Raw genomic sequence first — 14,500 nt, 5'->3', positions numbered from 1 at the left:
GGCGAGGCCTGTTCGAAGCCTCCACGCCTGGAAAGTTCATTGAATCGCCAGGGTCGGCTATTCGCTTATAACCGTTCTGGATCTTTACTCATCGTCAGAGAAGTGTCAAAAGCGGGCATCATTAACATTTCGGTGCATTTATCAATCGGGGGTAGGTCGGGGGTTTTTAGGTCAAGTGGTTTATTTTTGATATTTCGCGCTTTTTTCAGCTTTAGGGTATGGCTGGTTGATACCTGCCAGCATTGACGTAGCGCGATCAAAAGTTAAGACAGGCACAGTATTGGTTTTCTTACATTAGGATAATGCCATACCGCTTCAGTAGAAACGCCCATAGCGCAAACAGCACCACTGTTATCGCGCAAGATATTACCAGCGTGAGCCAGAAACCAGCGCGCTGGTAAAGACATGGAAACAGGATAAACATCGGCAGCGTTGGCACAACGTACCAGAATGTGTACCAGGCATGAGCTGAAATTTTCTCCTGCGCCTGCCCTTCCAGTTTCATTCAGATAAGCACCAAAACGGTTACCAGCGGCAGTGCGGCCACCAGGCCACCTACACGATCGCTGCGTTTCGCCACCTCTGAGATAAACACGACCATAAAAGCAGTTATCGCATATTTTGATATAAGCCAGAGTATTGTTGTTCCCATTAATAATTATTGCAAGCACGGCAAACTATGCAGGACTTCGTGTAGTCAAAACTGTTGCTGATAGAGGCATTGTACCTGTGCTCTGGCCAGGAATGTATCGACACTTGGCCGGCAGATTATGATGATGTACGTCACATATTTACAGCGCTAAGCGCACGATAGTCGATATTTCACTGATGTCGACCATAGGCGTGACAGAGTGGCTCCGCCCTTCATCTATCCGCAAAAATCTTAGCGTTGTATTTGAGCGTACGGTATCGGGTTAAACTGCGAAGCCAGTATTGTATTGGTGGAAACGCTCTAACCAGGCAACGAACAGTCTGCAGCCCTGGTTTTGGCAGTCATATTACGGGCTACACGTCATTAAGGCAGACTATGATTTACTCTACTTAGCGTACCAGTGCAAGATCGTGGCAGGAAAGACCCTATGCTCGCCCTCTCAGCGTATTCATCAGAACGCTGCCGTTTGTAGAAGATAAGTGGCGCTATGGTAATGCGGCCAGCAAAAATTTTCCCTACCAACCCGCGATACCCGCGACATCATTATTGCGGCGCTGAAAGCGCTTATTTGCATCTGGACTGATATCCCATTTAATAACGTTTCAGTGATAGTGCAAATGGAAATATTCAGGTGATTATCGATAATCGCATCTCTGACAGTTTTACTGGGAATTTCAATCTGAAATAAATCATAAAATTAATTATAAATCAGCCTGTTATCTATGAAAAAAGAGTGGGATAAAATATGCCTTTCCCTCTCCCGTCAGTAATGGTTACTTCATGATCGGAGCAGGAAAGGACAGGGGATTTTTAATTAAGCGCCTGAATTATTCCTGCCGCTATTTCGGTTGTAATTCACTCGTACCTTGAGCTTTCTGTCACTCTATCTGTAAGACCACTGTGTTCTTAACATCTGCACAATCCGAAATGGCATAATCAAAAAATAATGTCACGTACAACTTTTTTTTGAATGACAAAAAATATTGCACAAGTTACTCAGGCGCGTACACTGGCAAAAAATGCTAACGGAGCGGTGTGATGAAGAGTAACTACGGTGGGGTAGACGAAACGGCGCGCAGGGCAAACGCGATGCTACGCAGCATGAGTGATGACATTACCGGGAAACGCCACGAGTTTGGACTCAATCAGTATTATCAGACATTCACCCGTAACTCGGTAGCCAATCTACCCAGGCTCAGTCGTCGTGCCGTTGAGCAGGCTATAGATGAGATGGAAACGAAAGGGCATGTGTTTGGGAAAAAGGATGCGGGCAACGCAAAGCATTATGCGCTGACCGTACAGGACGTGGTGGATATTTACGCGCACCGTAAAGTTCCTAAGTATCGTGACATTCACGAAGGCGAAGGTCCTTTTGTTATTTTCGTCGTGAACCTTAAAGGGGGGGTCTCAAAAACCGTCAGTACGGTTACGCTCGCACACGGTCTGCGGGTTCATCCTGATCTGTTGCAATACGACTTACGCAACCTTGTTATCGATCTTGACCCGCAGGCATCCAGCACCATGTTTCTGAACCATGCCAATAGTATTGGTTCGATTATGGAAACTGCCGCTCAGGCCATGCTCAATGACCTTGACGCCGAACAACTTCACTCGGATATTATCCAGCCGACCATCATACCCGGCGTCGATATCATTCCGGCTTCCATCGATGACGGCTTCGTTGCCAGCCAGTGGAATGACCTGGTTCGGGAACATTTGCCGGGCGTGCTGCCATCAGAAGTGCTTCGACGTAACATTATCGACAGGGTCGGCAAGGATTACGATTTCATTTTTATCGACACAGGCCCACACCTTGATGCCTTTATGCTAAATGCCATTGCCGCAAGCGATTTACTTCTGACACCTACGCCTCCTGCCCAGGTAGATTTCCACTCGACATTGAAATACCTGACGCGCCTGCCGGAGATGCTGGAGCAACTGGAAGAAGAGGGCATTAATCCCCGCATCAAAGGCAATATCGGGTTTATGTCAAAAATGACATCGAAGCGTGACCATGAGATGACGCATGGGTTAGCCCGCGATGTCTTTACGTCTTACATCTTAGATGCCGCCTTACCACGACTTGATGGTTTTGAACGTTGTGGTGAGACATTTGACACTATCGTCAGCGCCGACCCGCAGTCTTATCCGGGCAGTACAGAGGCACTGAAGAATGCAAAACGTGAAGCAGAGCGGTTCACACAGGCCGTATTTAAAAGAATTGAGTTTGTGAGAGGCATCAAATGACCAAAATAATGAAGAAAATGGGGCGCACGCTCGGCAATTCAAACTTCTCAAAAATGCTGAGCGAAACGGAAAGCGTGCGGGTTTTTGTACTAAAATCAGGTGCAGAAGCGCGCTTCGTCCTTACACGCGTGCTGCATGATGACATTGAAGAGCAAACGTACATAGATGCAGCAGTCAATGGGCGTGACCAGGCTTTCCTTACGCCAGAGTCAGTCAGTGATATTTCCCGTACGATTAAGCTGCAACAGTTCTTTCCGGCAATAGGACGCGAAGTTAATGGGCGGGTTGAAGTGTTGGATGGCTCTCGCCGTCGTGCCGCCTGCATTTACAACGATACGCCTTTTGAAGTGCTGGTCACTAAAGATGAACTCACCCTGGCAGATGCCCGCCAGCTGGCGATTGATATACAGACGGCAAAAGAGCATACGCTACGCGAACTCGGTAAACGTCTGAAATTAATGTACCCGGAAAATTTGAATCAGTCAGAGATCGCTGCTGCCGAGGGGATTTCTGCTGCAAAGGTCACGCGCGCCTTTCAGGCTGCATCAGTTCCTGATGAAATAATGGGTGTATTCCCCTCAGTAAGCGATCTTTCCATAGCCGATTATCAGACACTTCTTGATATTGCTGAAAAAGCCAGGGCCAGAAAAATAAGCATGGACGTTCTGGCATCAAACGTACGTGAAAGAATCGAGGGTGACCCGGCATTTGAAACAGATGATCCAGGCCTTAAAAACAAAATCATTGGTTATTTCCGCACAGAAAACGCGGGCCCCAAAAACAATAAAACACAGAAAAAAGTCATTACTGAAAAAATAGCTGACTTCGCTAACAACAAACAGTTCGCCCGCAAGAAAACAGATACGGAAAAGCGCCAGGTTTCCTATGAGTTTTCACGCCTGCCCCCGGTGTATCAGGCTGAACTGGATGCAGCTATCAAAGCAGTAATCGAACGCATGCTGGCTGATACACAAAACGGGTAAGTCTCCTGCTGAATCAAAAAGGGCTTTTCTTTACAAAAACAAAAGCCCTTTTTCGTATCAAAAGTCTGACGCCTTCTCGACATTCCCCAAATAATTTCTTCCTTAACTCGTTGTTTTAAAAAATATAACTTTAAAAATTTCAATTTGAAATTCCCATGGGGATTGCTCGGCTGGGCATTACTGCCCACAGTATCGGCTTACTTAACAGTGATATGCGGGTATTGGGCGAAAGTGATGGTTTGCCACGTCTGCCCGACACGCAGATTTATTTATGGATTCGTCCCAGTCAGGAACAGTCGTTAGTCAGGCAAGCATTTGCTTTGCTGGTCAGAGCAAGCATGACAGAGCCGATCGTTAACAACCGTTGCGACAACGTATAAATGGAGGTGCAGTGTTGGCGCTGTGGGATATACGTAGCAGTCAGGCTTACCGCAACGGTCATATTGCCAGGAATGGGTTAACCGGCAAAAACTCCGTGCCCGTTCAGGTGAAAGGACTACGAAGCAGGTGGTTATTATTAGTGAGGATGCTCTACAGGTGGCATGGACAGCAACGGTATTGGGAAAAGACGTAGAGGTTTGGCACTTTTCAGGCGGGATGGCCGCCTGGCAGAAGCAAGGAGGCGAGTTGGTTGCCACACCTGAATACCCGTCTGATTTCGACAGGATCGATTTTCTGTATGTCACCCATGATCGTCATCAGGGCAACAAAGCGGCGGCGCAGCAATATCTTTCGTGGGAGCAGGGATTATGGGCACGCCTTAAGCCATCAGAGAGAGAAATATTTATAGTCGATGGCGCATATGGCATGAATTCCGTTCCGATAGATCAACCGCTCAGCGGTAGTCAGGATTTTTTCTCGGGTATCTGTTGGCTTCTTGTTCATGTGATAAAAGTAGAACGATCGTTCCACATGGCCAATAGTTATCTCAAAAAGAAATTTAAAAAGAAAGAAATGCAGTCTGTGAGGGTTAACAAACTGGTTCCCATTTATGAACAGAACGTGATCTGAAGATATCCGCTATAGGCACAGAGCTGACAGGGGAGCGAGGCTTAGCCCACTATGAACAAACCTGCTTACCTGGTTCTATATACCTACCTCACACTCCTTCCCTAAACCCATATCACCCTGAACCCGCAGGATTTATCATTCTCTGATCTCAATCCCTAACAAGGACATACATGAACAGCACCGTCTACGATGCCTTCCGCTGCCTGAATTTACTGGCGACAGCGAACTGTCCGCAGGGAATTCGCAAAATGGGACGCGAGCTTGAGCTGGATTCCGCTAAGGTCACGCGGTTAATGCAGACCTTGCTGGCATTGGATATGGTGTAACGCGATGCCAACCGCAAATACAGTTTGGGCATCGGTATCCACCGCTTATCGGCTCACGCAATTCATAATTCGGCATTTTACAATGCGGTGATGGATTTGCTGGAAGAGAGCGGGAATCACGCCATTTCCATCGTGATCGGCGTGCTAAGTGGAAAAAACGTGGTCTACTTGATTCATACCCGCGGCGGAAAAAGTATTGCGCGCGCCATTGGCAATTATGAATCTTATCCTGTACATGATTCAGTTATCGGCATTAAATTGTTATCGGCGATGAGCGATGAAGAAATTATCGGCCAAATAGGTATTCACGATTACCAACTACTCAGAAAGGATATTGACGAAGCGCGTCGGCATCAGGTCTTTGCCAAAGACTTTGGTCGGGGTGATCACCGCCTGGCCTGCAATATTCCAGGCATGCAGGCAGCGATCGCATTATCGAATATCAGCAGTGAGAAAATGGATATTGAAAGTTTGCGTTTGTATCTGGTGTCGGCGGCAAAAAAAATCAGTGGAGAATCACTGCCAATGTTACAGCAGTAGTTTACAACGCGCAGCGGTGTCGGCCACGCGCTGGCCAGGTTTATACAGCGCGGAACCTAATCCCACGCTGTCGTAATAACGCAAAAACTCAGCTGCATTTCCCACTTCCACGCCACCCACCGCTGAAAAGCTGACGGGTTGAGAAAGTGGACCTTTTATTCGTTGCGGATAATTGCGCGGCAGCGCGCAGGCGGGAAATATTTTCACCACATCGACCCCCATATCGACAGCAGTGAATATTTCACCTGGCGTAAACACCCCCGCGCAGACGATAAGTTCATGCTTTTTCGCCAGCGCAATGATCTTTGGGTTGAGATTGGGCGTGAGAATGAAATCAACCGCGGCGGCAAAACAGCGCTGCACCTGATCTGACGTGGTGACGGTTCCCACGCCGAGCTGGACGTCACTGCCAAAGCGTTGGCGAACCTGTTGCAGGCTGGTTTCCCAGCCGGGGGAATTGGTAGTGATTTCCACGCGATTAATACCGTGCTCCAATAAACAGCCAATATGCAACACCGCGTCGTCTGTCGTTATCCCGCGCAAGATAGCGATAATTTTCTGATTACTCACCATGACGAAATACCTCATTTAATCCGGCAATCATTGCGCTTTCTGCGGGTAATACTTCACAACGGAGATGTAAAATTTCGCAGGCCTGCTGGTAATGCGGTAGCAGCGTTTCGCTGCCAATAAAGCACACCGTTTTATTGCCGCCAGGATGACCGCGAGCAATTTCGTATCCCATGAGCAATCCAGAAAGCCATGAAGCAGCGTCCTCCTTTGCCAATGCATCAAGAATGTAGCGTCCACGGCAGCGAAACAGCTCCGTCACCAGTTCGGCCTCTTCTTGCACCACCGATAGCGCCCTCTCTACGCCAGCCTGAAATGCTGCCGTTGAGGGAATTTGCTCCGGCAAACCTTTTCCCACCACAGAATGCTTGAGCAAAAGATGATAAAGCTCCCCGGTAATCAAGGTCTGTAAACCCGTGACCTGCTGCTGTGAGCGCTTAACCTTGAGCCACTTGCTGTGGGTACCGACGGCGGCAAACGTGGAGGCATCAGAAAGCGTCAGGGCGCCAGCCAGTTGCATCTCTTCGCCACGGCAGATCTCATTCACCCGTTTGTCACAAATACCGGGGCGCAGGGTCAGCGGATTAGGCAAGATGCCCGGCAACTTCATGCCTTTACCGAGTAGCTGAGAAAAGCTAAGTGGCATGTCGAGATAACCTGCGTCAGCAATACCGATATTGCTGCCGATCATGCCGCAGAGCAGCACGGGCAATTGTTCATCATAAGCATCATCAAGCCGCAGCAGTTGCTGCTTTAACATTCCGGGCAAGGCGTCTTGCTGGCATTTGCCGACGCCACAACTGTCTTGCACCGATTTAATCAGCACGCCATCGCGCACGCTTAGCGCGCGGAAGTTGCTGGTGCCCCAGTCTACAGCGATGTAGTTCATGGTCGTCCTCCCAGCGCGGCCAGGCGTAGAAACTCAGTAAGTTCTTTCAATTCCTGACGCGTGGTGTCATCCAGACTTTTTGCCGGCTCTCGCACGTAATCACTGGCAAAAATCCCGGCCCAATGCAGCACGGTTTTATGAATGGCAACGCCGATCCCCGGCTGCACGCCGTAGCGCAGGAAAGGAAGATAGCGATAAAACAGCGCTTGCGCCTCATGGCGATCCTGCTGCCAGGCCGCCAGAATGGCATTGATCACATCCGGGAATTCGCAAGCGGGCATGGTGCCCGTCACGCCACGGCATAATTCTTCAAACAGGAACCCTGCGTTCAGGCCGCCAAACAGGCCCACGCTCTCGCCAAGCGCCTGCTTTAACGCAGTGATTTTCAGCGTGGTTGGCGGTTGTTCCACTTTGATGTACCTGATGGTGGGGAAGTCCTGACACAAACGCACCAGCGTCGGCACCGGAATGTTAACGCCGGTCATCAGTGGCGCATCCTGAATCATGATGTCGATATCGCAGGCCTGGCAGATGTCGCGCCAGAAGCGATAAATCTCCTCTGGACCGGGCTTCACCACCGAGGGTGGATTGACCATCGCCACCTGCGCGCCCCAGCGACGCACCCGGTTGATCTCTTCAATGGCGACGGCGGATGAAGCACCGCCAGCCGCCGCCACCAGCGGTAAATCACCCACCTGTTTTTTGACGCAGTAAAACAACGCTTGCTTCTCTTCCTGTGTTAAGGCGTAACCTTCCGAGGCATTGCCAAACAGCGCCAGGCCGTCAATGCCGTGTTGCAGCAGAAATTTCACCAGGCGTTCAATGGATGCCAAATCCAGCTGGCCCTGCTCATCAAATGCGGTGGCGAGAATGGGTACATTACCTTTTAACATGTTGCCTCCATCACAACGTCGCGAACGCGATCTTCATCGATTTCAATGCCTAATCCTGCGCCCTGAGGCAGATGATACTCACCGTGATTGCAAATCAGTGGCTGCTTCAGCAATTGATTAGCGATGGCAAAAACCGGCGGTTGGTATTCGAGCATAAACAGGTTGGGTATGGCGGCAGCGGTATGAATGGATGCGGCGATACACGGCCCTAAACCCACACTTAAATGCGGTGCCACACGCAGATTCCACGTTTCAGCCAGTGACGCGATGTGCATCAGTTCACTGATGCCGGTTCTGCCGACGTCGGGTTGGAGAATGTCTGCCGCACGTTGTTCAATGACCACTTTGAACTGATAACGGGTGCGCTCGGTCTCGCCTAAAGCGATGCTGATCGCGCTTTTGGCGCGTAATTCACGATGGCCGGCGATATCTTCTGGCAGCAGTGGGGCTTCCAGAAAACCGACGCCCAGTGCATGCAGTTGCGTCGCTAAATCGGTGGCGTCTGCCACACTGTAATTCCAGTGCGCATCGATAAAAATTTGCGCCTCGTCGCCCAGTGTTTCGCGAATGGCGCGGATATTTTTGATGTCGTCACGCACACCGTAGCCCAGCGCTAACTTAACAGCATTGAAGCCTTTCTCCTGCCATTGTCTGGCGAGGCCGCAGCGGCTGTCGATATCGGGCTCTGGCAAACCGGAGACATAGCAAGGAATCGCCTCGCGGAATGCGCCGCCGAGTAATTGATGAACTGGCAAACCGAGAATTTTACCTTTGAGGTCCCACAGCGCGATATCCACACCAGCGATGGCATCAATGTGATACCCGCTGATGTGCCCGCGATCGCGCATGGAGTCATACATCCTGGCGTTAAGCACGCCGCTGGAGAAGGGCGATTCGCCGATCAGTAATGGCGTAAATAACTGATTAATCAATTCTGCGATCACCTGCGGCACGACCGGCGCCAGCGCTTCTCCCCAACCGACATGGCCTTCGCTGGTGGTTATTTTCACCAGACAGGTTTCCATCTTGCGTGAATAAACACAGCGGTATTCTGGGCGATAGTAGTAATCCGGGGCGCTTTCATCCGCCTTACCGCCAAGATAGACCTGTTGCGGGGTTATTTTGAGTGGGAAACACTCAACATTCGTTATGTGCATACAGACTCCAGTTGTCGTTAATCCAATACTTTTCCGGCCGTTTCTTTGGTAAACCACACCGCAATGAATGAAATCAGCGCGGTGATCATCACGTACCAGGCGGGTGAGAGCGGATCGCCCGTGAAGGAGATCAGACTGGCTGAGGCCAGCGGCGTCACGCCGCCAAACACCGCCACAGTAAAGTTGTAGGACATGGCGATGCCGCCATAGCGGATTGCAGTTGGGAACAGCTCAACCATCGCAGCGCCACAGCCACCATTGAAGAGCGCAACAAATACGCCCAACAGGCTCATCGCCGCGATGGAGCTGCTCACCGAACCTTGTGTCATTAACAGCATGGCGGGGTAGGTCAACAGGATGAAACCGGCGCATCCCAACAGCATCAGCGGGCGCCGTCCCCATCTATCCGACAGATAGCCGGTGATGGGCATGCAGATGGCGACGCTCAGCAAGCCCAGCGTGGTGATCAGATAGGAATCGGTGCGGCTGTATTGCAGATGCGTCGATAAATAGCCGGGCATAAACGATTGCAGTACCCAACTGCTGACCGCTTTGATCACTACGAAACCGGTACAAAACAGCAACGCCGACAATGAAGTTTTGAGAGTGGTGCGCAATGGAGACTTTTCGATTCTGCCGCTGGTCTTCAACTTGTGAAATTCTGCTGAGTCCTCCATGTTACGGCGCATGTATAACCCACCCAATCCGAGCGGTGCAGCCAGCAAAAAAGGAATGCGCCAACCCCAGTCATTCATCGCCGTTTCACCCAACCAATAGGTCAACAGCAGCACCAGGCCTGAGCCGCAGACAAATGCCATAAAACTGAAGTTTTCACTCCAGCAGGTGAGCGTTGCACGGCGCTGGGGCGCAGCACTTTCTGCCAGATAGGTAATGACGCCGGAGCTTTCACCGCCTGCCGCGAAACCTTGCACCAATCGGGTAATCACCAGTAAAACTGGCGCGATAATCCCGACCCGATGCCAGGTCGGCAGAATGCCCATTACAAAAGTGGACATCGAGGTGATGACGATCACTGTCACCAGCACTTTTCGCCGTCCAAGTCGATCGCCCATTGAACCGAAAAAGAAACCACCCAACGGTCGCATTAAAAAGCCAGAGCCAAACACGGCAAAGGATTTCAAGAGCGCGGTGGCCGGATCGGAACTGATAAAGAAGTTACTGGCGATAATTGCTGCCAGGGTGCCGTATAAGCCAAAATCAAACCACTCGATAAAATGACCAATCCCGGCTGCCATCATGATTTTGGCGGTACGTTTTGGCGTATTTTTGGTTTCTGTCGCCACGTACTCACCGTCATAGTGACGGGTTGAATTCTCCATACGACCTCCAGAGGGTAAATGTCGCGTCGTAGAGACGCGTCATGTCTTGAAACTTAGCGTATGGATATTGGTGAGAAGTTGCGTCGGCAAGGGAAGATTGCGTGAAGCGAATCAAAGAACAAATCAGGAAATTGCTTCACATAATGAAGCAGAACAGGGAAGCCGTATTCATGACTTTCACAACGGCTTCAAAAAACTGAGCCTTGACTTCAGATTCAGCCAGCTGCTGTTCCAGTTATTTAATACGTTGCTCAGGAGTAAGGGATACTTTTGGCATGTTGACTCTGCACGTTCTTGTTGAAGGGGATGAGAGCCTGTCGGGATAGCCGTATTTACGTAGCCACTTCATGACGGTGGAGCTATCCTGGGTCCCGTAGCGGTCTTGCGCCTGACGGTAGATCATTTCGCCTTTTTCGACAACGGCCAGTTTAAAGGACAGAGAGTAATCGCGTTGGTGCATTTAACATACTGGTTCCTCACATTATCCTCAGTGGACGAGGTAAATGTGTCAACGCTATTCAGGGCGGATCAGCCAAAAATTGAGGGGAGGGAGCCTTAGCCCCTCCTCTTCAACCCTGAATCATTGACGTGAGACAGCATCAGCCCACCGGTGCTGGTTGCCAGCACCAGCAACTCCAGATTGACGCCACTGTGCGCTGCTAACGGCGCCATAATCCCTGCTGTTGTCACTACCGCAACGGTAGCGGAGCCAATGGCAATACGAATCAACGCGGCAACCAGCCAGGCAAGCACCAGTGGCGAAATATTCCAATGCAGCGCCGAATCAGCAATCAATTTACTGACGTTAGTGGCGAGCAGCATCTCTTTCAATCCTTCACCGGCACCTAGTATTAAGATGATGGCAGCACAGGGGCCAAGGCATTTGCCGAGGATTTTTTGCAGTTACGCCATATTCATGCCGCTTTTAATACCCAGTGCCCAGATGGCAAATAGCACGGCGATTAACAGCGAAACAATAGGATCACCTACGGTATTGAGTAGAACAGCAGCGGTGCTTTCTGCCTCCAGGTGCCCCTTTGCCAGCGTTTTTAGCATCATCAGGATCGGTGGCAGCAAGATGGTTAACATCGATAGCGCAAATGACGGTGAGTAGGCAGAAGCCTGTTCCGGGGTTTCCGGAAGCGCATTGAGCAAAAAATTTTCACAAATAGATGAGCAATCTCACAGTTTTCATACTTCCAATTAGCATTGGAAATTATTTAAGTTAATGATTTTAAAATGTATAATGAATTTTTATTGTTTCACTCTCCCTTGTGATCTTTTGTGATTAAAGGTTTGCATACCTAAAAGTGTGAAAATCCCTACAAGCTTATTCAGTAAACCACTACAATCCGCTGTTCAGATATAGAGGGAGCCTGTCAGGTGCTGGATGATTTAATCCGCCAACTGTACGGAAAAGAGGCAACTACATCGGGATGGTGGCGAGACTTGCTAGCCGCTACGGTAAAAGCCGAAAGACGCGCAGTAGCAGAGCGCAGCGCGGCCGTATTAAGCAGGGCTGTTGCTATGTGGCAGATGGCGCACAGCATCCTGTGAGTGGTGCAGGACGCCAAGAATCACAATACCGTAATCCGTCTCGCGGTAGTAAATGAGGTGGCTCTCACAGGGAAAGCTGAGAATGCCTTCGCCGAGGTCATTACTGCGGTTCAGGCCAGGAGAAGGCTTTCGGTCGAGGATTTCCGTCATGGTCACGCGAAGTGACTGCGCATACAGCTCAGCAACTTCCTGACCCCAGCGTCGCTGCGAGTAAGCGCGGATAGAACGGATCTGGTTCCGCGCGTCTTTTGTGTAGCGTACCGACATCTCTGTGCTCTATTCCCTTGCTTTTGCCAGCTCGTCCGCTGTCAGCGGGCTGAACACCTCGTCTGTATCGTACAGCTCGCCGCGCTCAGCCTGTTCAACGGAGCGCGCCAGCGTGGCGCGGAGGTGCTGCACTTTAAGCGCTTCAATCTGGCTATAGTCTTCCCACGACATCATGACCGCCTTCGGGCGGCCATTTTTGGTAATACTGACGGGTTCGCGCATGGCCTGGCTAAGTAGCTCGCCAAACTGCATCTTTGCTTCGCTGGCCGTAAAGTTGTTCATAGCAACTCCAGATTAATCAAAATGGTCAATTTGAATATTTTATATTCTTTCCAGTCTGTACGCCACCTGTCGTGTTCAGGATGATGCAACCTTGCTGCGCCCTTCTGATCCCACAACAGGCGATTCACCAGAAGGCATGTCTTTCAGTTCATTCAGCATCCACTGGAATTTATCTGCCCAGCCATCGATTGAGACGCCGCGCAGCATGTTCTCCAGCCAGCTGTTCTCGGAAAATCTGCCGCTGTTCAGATAAAAGTGGTGGTGTGCCCCATTTTTTCCTCTGCCGTGTCGTAGCCATAGGATTTCAGGTGGATCATCCACTTTTTCTTTGATGAACTTCAGGAAGCGCTTGAGGTTGTTCATATCGGTGCCGCCCATGCTGGATTTGATCCTATATATCCGTCAGCTACTTTGTTGGCTGCTGTCTTCCGAAGCGTTTTTCTACCGCACCCAGCATGACATCCTGCACCGTTTCTTTGTCATAGCCTCCGGTGCTTGCTGGCCAGTCAATGCTCTCCCTGTCGCAGCAGTCCTGCGCGAAGGTCACCGCAACTTTTCGCCATTATCACAGCGGAACCCAAAGCCATCTGAGCACCAGAGCCGGTTAGCTGGAGCCGCCTGGCACAGCGTATTCCGGTGCACATCGAACTGGATGCGCTGCCGCACGACACATTACTCACGGCGGGCACGCGTTGTAGCCTTGCGATCGCAGGCGATAGCGCGGCGCACGTACGTCTGACAGCTTTACTGGCCAACTGGCTTTAATTATTACCAGGAGGTTTTATCTCTTTGAATCCCAATGGTTTTACCGTTTATGATATTCAGGCTTTCCCGCAGGTCTGTTTTAACCAACTATCAGGGCTTCGATAAACGTAACATTATATGGCTGAGCGTCATGGAGTACTTTTCTGCCGATATTTCACAAATCATCAGCAGGCTTCACAAACTTGAGTAAAACAATTCGGAACCAGGTTGTTATGGTGAGTTAGTTTAATTAAATCAGCGACTCCGTGACGAGATCCGTAATGATTAAAATGTACATAATAGCCTCGATTTAGTTACAGCATACATTTAGAGAAACTTATAAAAGTCACATTATCCCGCTTCTTTTATCTTAAAAGGTAAAGAGCTCATTTTGACTTATTTTGCGAGACTTTTGGTTTTGGGTGTTTTATTTTTGAATCTCTTGTATGATGTAACTAATAACCACAATAAAAAGTCACCTTTTGATACTTAAATCAACACTGTATCATTTTTACTGGATTCAACCTCAATATAAGATGGATGCTACGTTACAGAAGATGGAAAATATCAACGGTAATTTTCTGACAAATAAAACTGAGGGGAGTGTTAGGTAATATTAAGTTAACATTATTCAATAAATTTGAAAATAAGTTACTCGAAAATCGAGTATATCTAGTAAGGTCTGCCATACAGGTGGTGCTGATACTTTTCATGGCTAGATCAACATAAAATTATGCCGCTTTATAGCGGCATAATTAGACGTCCCTGTTAATACGTTTCTGACCTACTCAGGTGATATTCTTGTCTCGCCATCATACCACCTTGCATAGCATCACCCCGCCATGGGGCTAAATACGAATGCAGCTATCAGGCTATTTTTCAGTCACAACATAGGCCGAATTATTTTCAGCCGCACCAGTTGTCAATACCGATCGAATTCTGACCCACCCTGCCAAAGTAAAACTGACCCACCCCCTTTGAATCATTCGAGCGTTGTTGCTTTCGTTTTCTTCTGGAGTTGACCGCTTTTCAGCTTATCTTT

The 14,500-nt window shown here is 49.5% G+C and carries 14 protein-coding genes and 5 pseudogenes; 6 read left to right on the top strand and 13 right to left on the bottom strand.

What is annotated here, in order from left to right; genetic code table 11:
* Nucleotides 1-289: 289 nt before the first annotated feature.
* A pseudogene (locus QRY16_RS15485) lies at nt 290-640 on the bottom strand (DUF3147 family protein).
* Nucleotides 641-1,690: 1,050 nt separating this feature from the next.
* On the opposite strand from QRY16_RS15485, the gene QRY16_RS15480 reads away from it, so the two are divergent.
* From QRY16_RS15480 to QRY16_RS15470, 3 genes are all read left to right on the top strand, one after another.
* A complete protein-coding gene (locus QRY16_RS15480; protein ID WP_193406552.1) occupies nt 1,691-2,899 on the top strand; it encodes an AAA family ATPase in 1,209 nt (402 codons plus the stop codon).
* Nucleotides 2,896-3,882: a ParB family protein gene (locus tag QRY16_RS15475; RefSeq protein WP_193406553.1), complete on the top strand. Its 987-nt coding sequence runs from the start codon at nt 2,896-2,898 to the stop codon at nt 3,880-3,882. Before QRY16_RS15480 ends, QRY16_RS15475 begins: the two co-directional genes overlap by 4 nt.
* Before the next feature lie 155 nt (nt 3,883-4,037).
* Nucleotides 4,038-4,262, top strand: a complete 225-nt coding sequence (locus QRY16_RS15470) for a hypothetical protein (protein WP_289777237.1) — start codon at nt 4,038-4,040, stop codon at nt 4,260-4,262.
* A gap of 424 nt (nt 4,263-4,686) precedes the next feature.
* Here QRY16_RS15470 and QRY16_RS15465 read toward each other — a convergent pair.
* Nucleotides 4,687-4,767, bottom strand: a pseudogene (locus QRY16_RS15465) (TetR family transcriptional regulator); the annotation flags it as partial.
* 296 nt (nt 4,768-5,063) lie between these two features.
* Here QRY16_RS15465 and QRY16_RS15460 point away from each other — a divergent pair.
* Together QRY16_RS15460 and QRY16_RS15455 are read left to right on the top strand one after the other, a co-directional pair.
* The gene (locus QRY16_RS15460; RefSeq protein WP_289777236.1) at nt 5,064-5,219 is read left to right on the top strand and encodes a hypothetical protein; all 156 of its coding nucleotides are present in this window, start codon (nt 5,064-5,066) and stop codon (nt 5,217-5,219) included.
* Between the two features lie 24 nt (nt 5,220-5,243).
* Nucleotides 5,244-5,759, top strand: coding sequence for an IclR family transcriptional regulator (locus QRY16_RS15455; protein ID WP_289777235.1), 516 nt, complete (start codon nt 5,244-5,246; stop codon nt 5,757-5,759).
* On the opposite strand, the gene QRY16_RS15450 is transcribed toward QRY16_RS15455, so the two are convergent.
* The 11 genes and pseudogenes from QRY16_RS15450 to QRY16_RS15400 form a co-directional block, all read right to left on the bottom strand.
* Entirely contained in the window at nt 5,748-6,332 is a 585-nt protein-coding gene (locus tag QRY16_RS15450; RefSeq protein ID WP_289777234.1) for a bifunctional 4-hydroxy-2-oxoglutarate aldolase/2-dehydro-3-deoxy-phosphogluconate aldolase, read from the bottom strand. The genes QRY16_RS15455 and QRY16_RS15450 overlap by 12 nt on opposite strands.
* Nucleotides 6,322-7,218: a 2-dehydro-3-deoxygalactonokinase gene (locus QRY16_RS15445; protein WP_289777233.1), complete on the bottom strand. Its 897-nt coding sequence runs from the start codon at nt 7,216-7,218 to the stop codon at nt 6,322-6,324. The genes QRY16_RS15450 and QRY16_RS15445 overlap by 11 nt, the downstream gene beginning before the upstream one ends.
* A complete protein-coding gene (locus tag QRY16_RS15440) occupies nt 7,215-8,111 on the bottom strand; it encodes a dihydrodipicolinate synthase family protein (protein ID WP_289777232.1) in 897 nt (298 codons plus the stop codon). The genes QRY16_RS15445 and QRY16_RS15440 overlap by 4 nt, the downstream gene beginning before the upstream one ends.
* Entirely contained in the window at nt 8,105-9,268 is a 1,164-nt protein-coding gene (locus QRY16_RS15435) for a mandelate racemase/muconate lactonizing enzyme family protein (RefSeq protein ID WP_289777231.1), read from the bottom strand. The genes QRY16_RS15440 and QRY16_RS15435 overlap by 7 nt, the downstream gene beginning before the upstream one ends.
* Nucleotides 9,269-9,285: 17 nt before the next feature.
* Nucleotides 9,286-10,608 (bottom strand): MFS transporter, encoded by a 1,323-nt coding sequence (locus tag QRY16_RS15430; protein WP_419776139.1) that lies wholly within the window; start codon nt 10,606-10,608, stop codon nt 9,286-9,288.
* A gap of 169 nt (nt 10,609-10,777) precedes the next feature.
* Nucleotides 10,778-11,068 (bottom strand): annotated as a pseudogene (locus tag QRY16_RS15425) (IS3 family transposase); the annotation flags it as partial.
* A gap of 95 nt (nt 11,069-11,163) precedes the next feature.
* Nucleotides 11,164-11,763: pseudogene (locus tag QRY16_RS15420) on the bottom strand (GntT/GntP/DsdX family permease).
* A 354-nt stretch (nt 11,764-12,117) separates the two neighbouring features.
* Complete coding sequence (locus QRY16_RS15415) at nt 12,118-12,432, bottom strand: type II toxin-antitoxin system RelE/ParE family toxin (protein WP_193406797.1); 315 nt, start codon at nt 12,430-12,432, stop codon at nt 12,118-12,120.
* Nucleotides 12,433-12,441: 9 nt separating this feature from the next.
* Nucleotides 12,442-12,714, bottom strand: coding sequence for a type II toxin-antitoxin system Phd/YefM family antitoxin (locus QRY16_RS15410; protein WP_289777230.1), 273 nt, complete (start codon nt 12,712-12,714; stop codon nt 12,442-12,444).
* 75 nt (nt 12,715-12,789) lie between these two features.
* Entirely contained in the window at nt 12,790-13,092 is a 303-nt protein-coding gene (locus tag QRY16_RS15405; protein WP_193406799.1) for a hypothetical protein, read from the bottom strand.
* Between the two features lie 37 nt (nt 13,093-13,129).
* Nucleotides 13,130-13,323: pseudogene (locus tag QRY16_RS15400) on the bottom strand (IS3 family transposase); the annotation flags it as partial.
* Nucleotides 13,324-13,350: 27 nt separating this feature from the next.
* Here QRY16_RS15400 and QRY16_RS15395 point away from each other — a divergent pair.
* Entirely contained in the window at nt 13,351-13,479 is a 129-nt protein-coding gene (locus QRY16_RS15395) for a hypothetical protein (protein WP_419776138.1), read from the top strand.
* Nucleotides 13,480-14,500 lie beyond the last annotated feature (1,021 nt).

Origin of the sequence: Mixta mediterraneensis (assembly GCF_030283135.1) — a bacterium.
Classification (GTDB): Bacteria; Pseudomonadota; Gammaproteobacteria; order Enterobacterales; family Enterobacteriaceae; genus Pantoea; species Pantoea mediterraneensis.
This window is presented reverse-complemented; position numbering and strand designations above follow the sequence as displayed.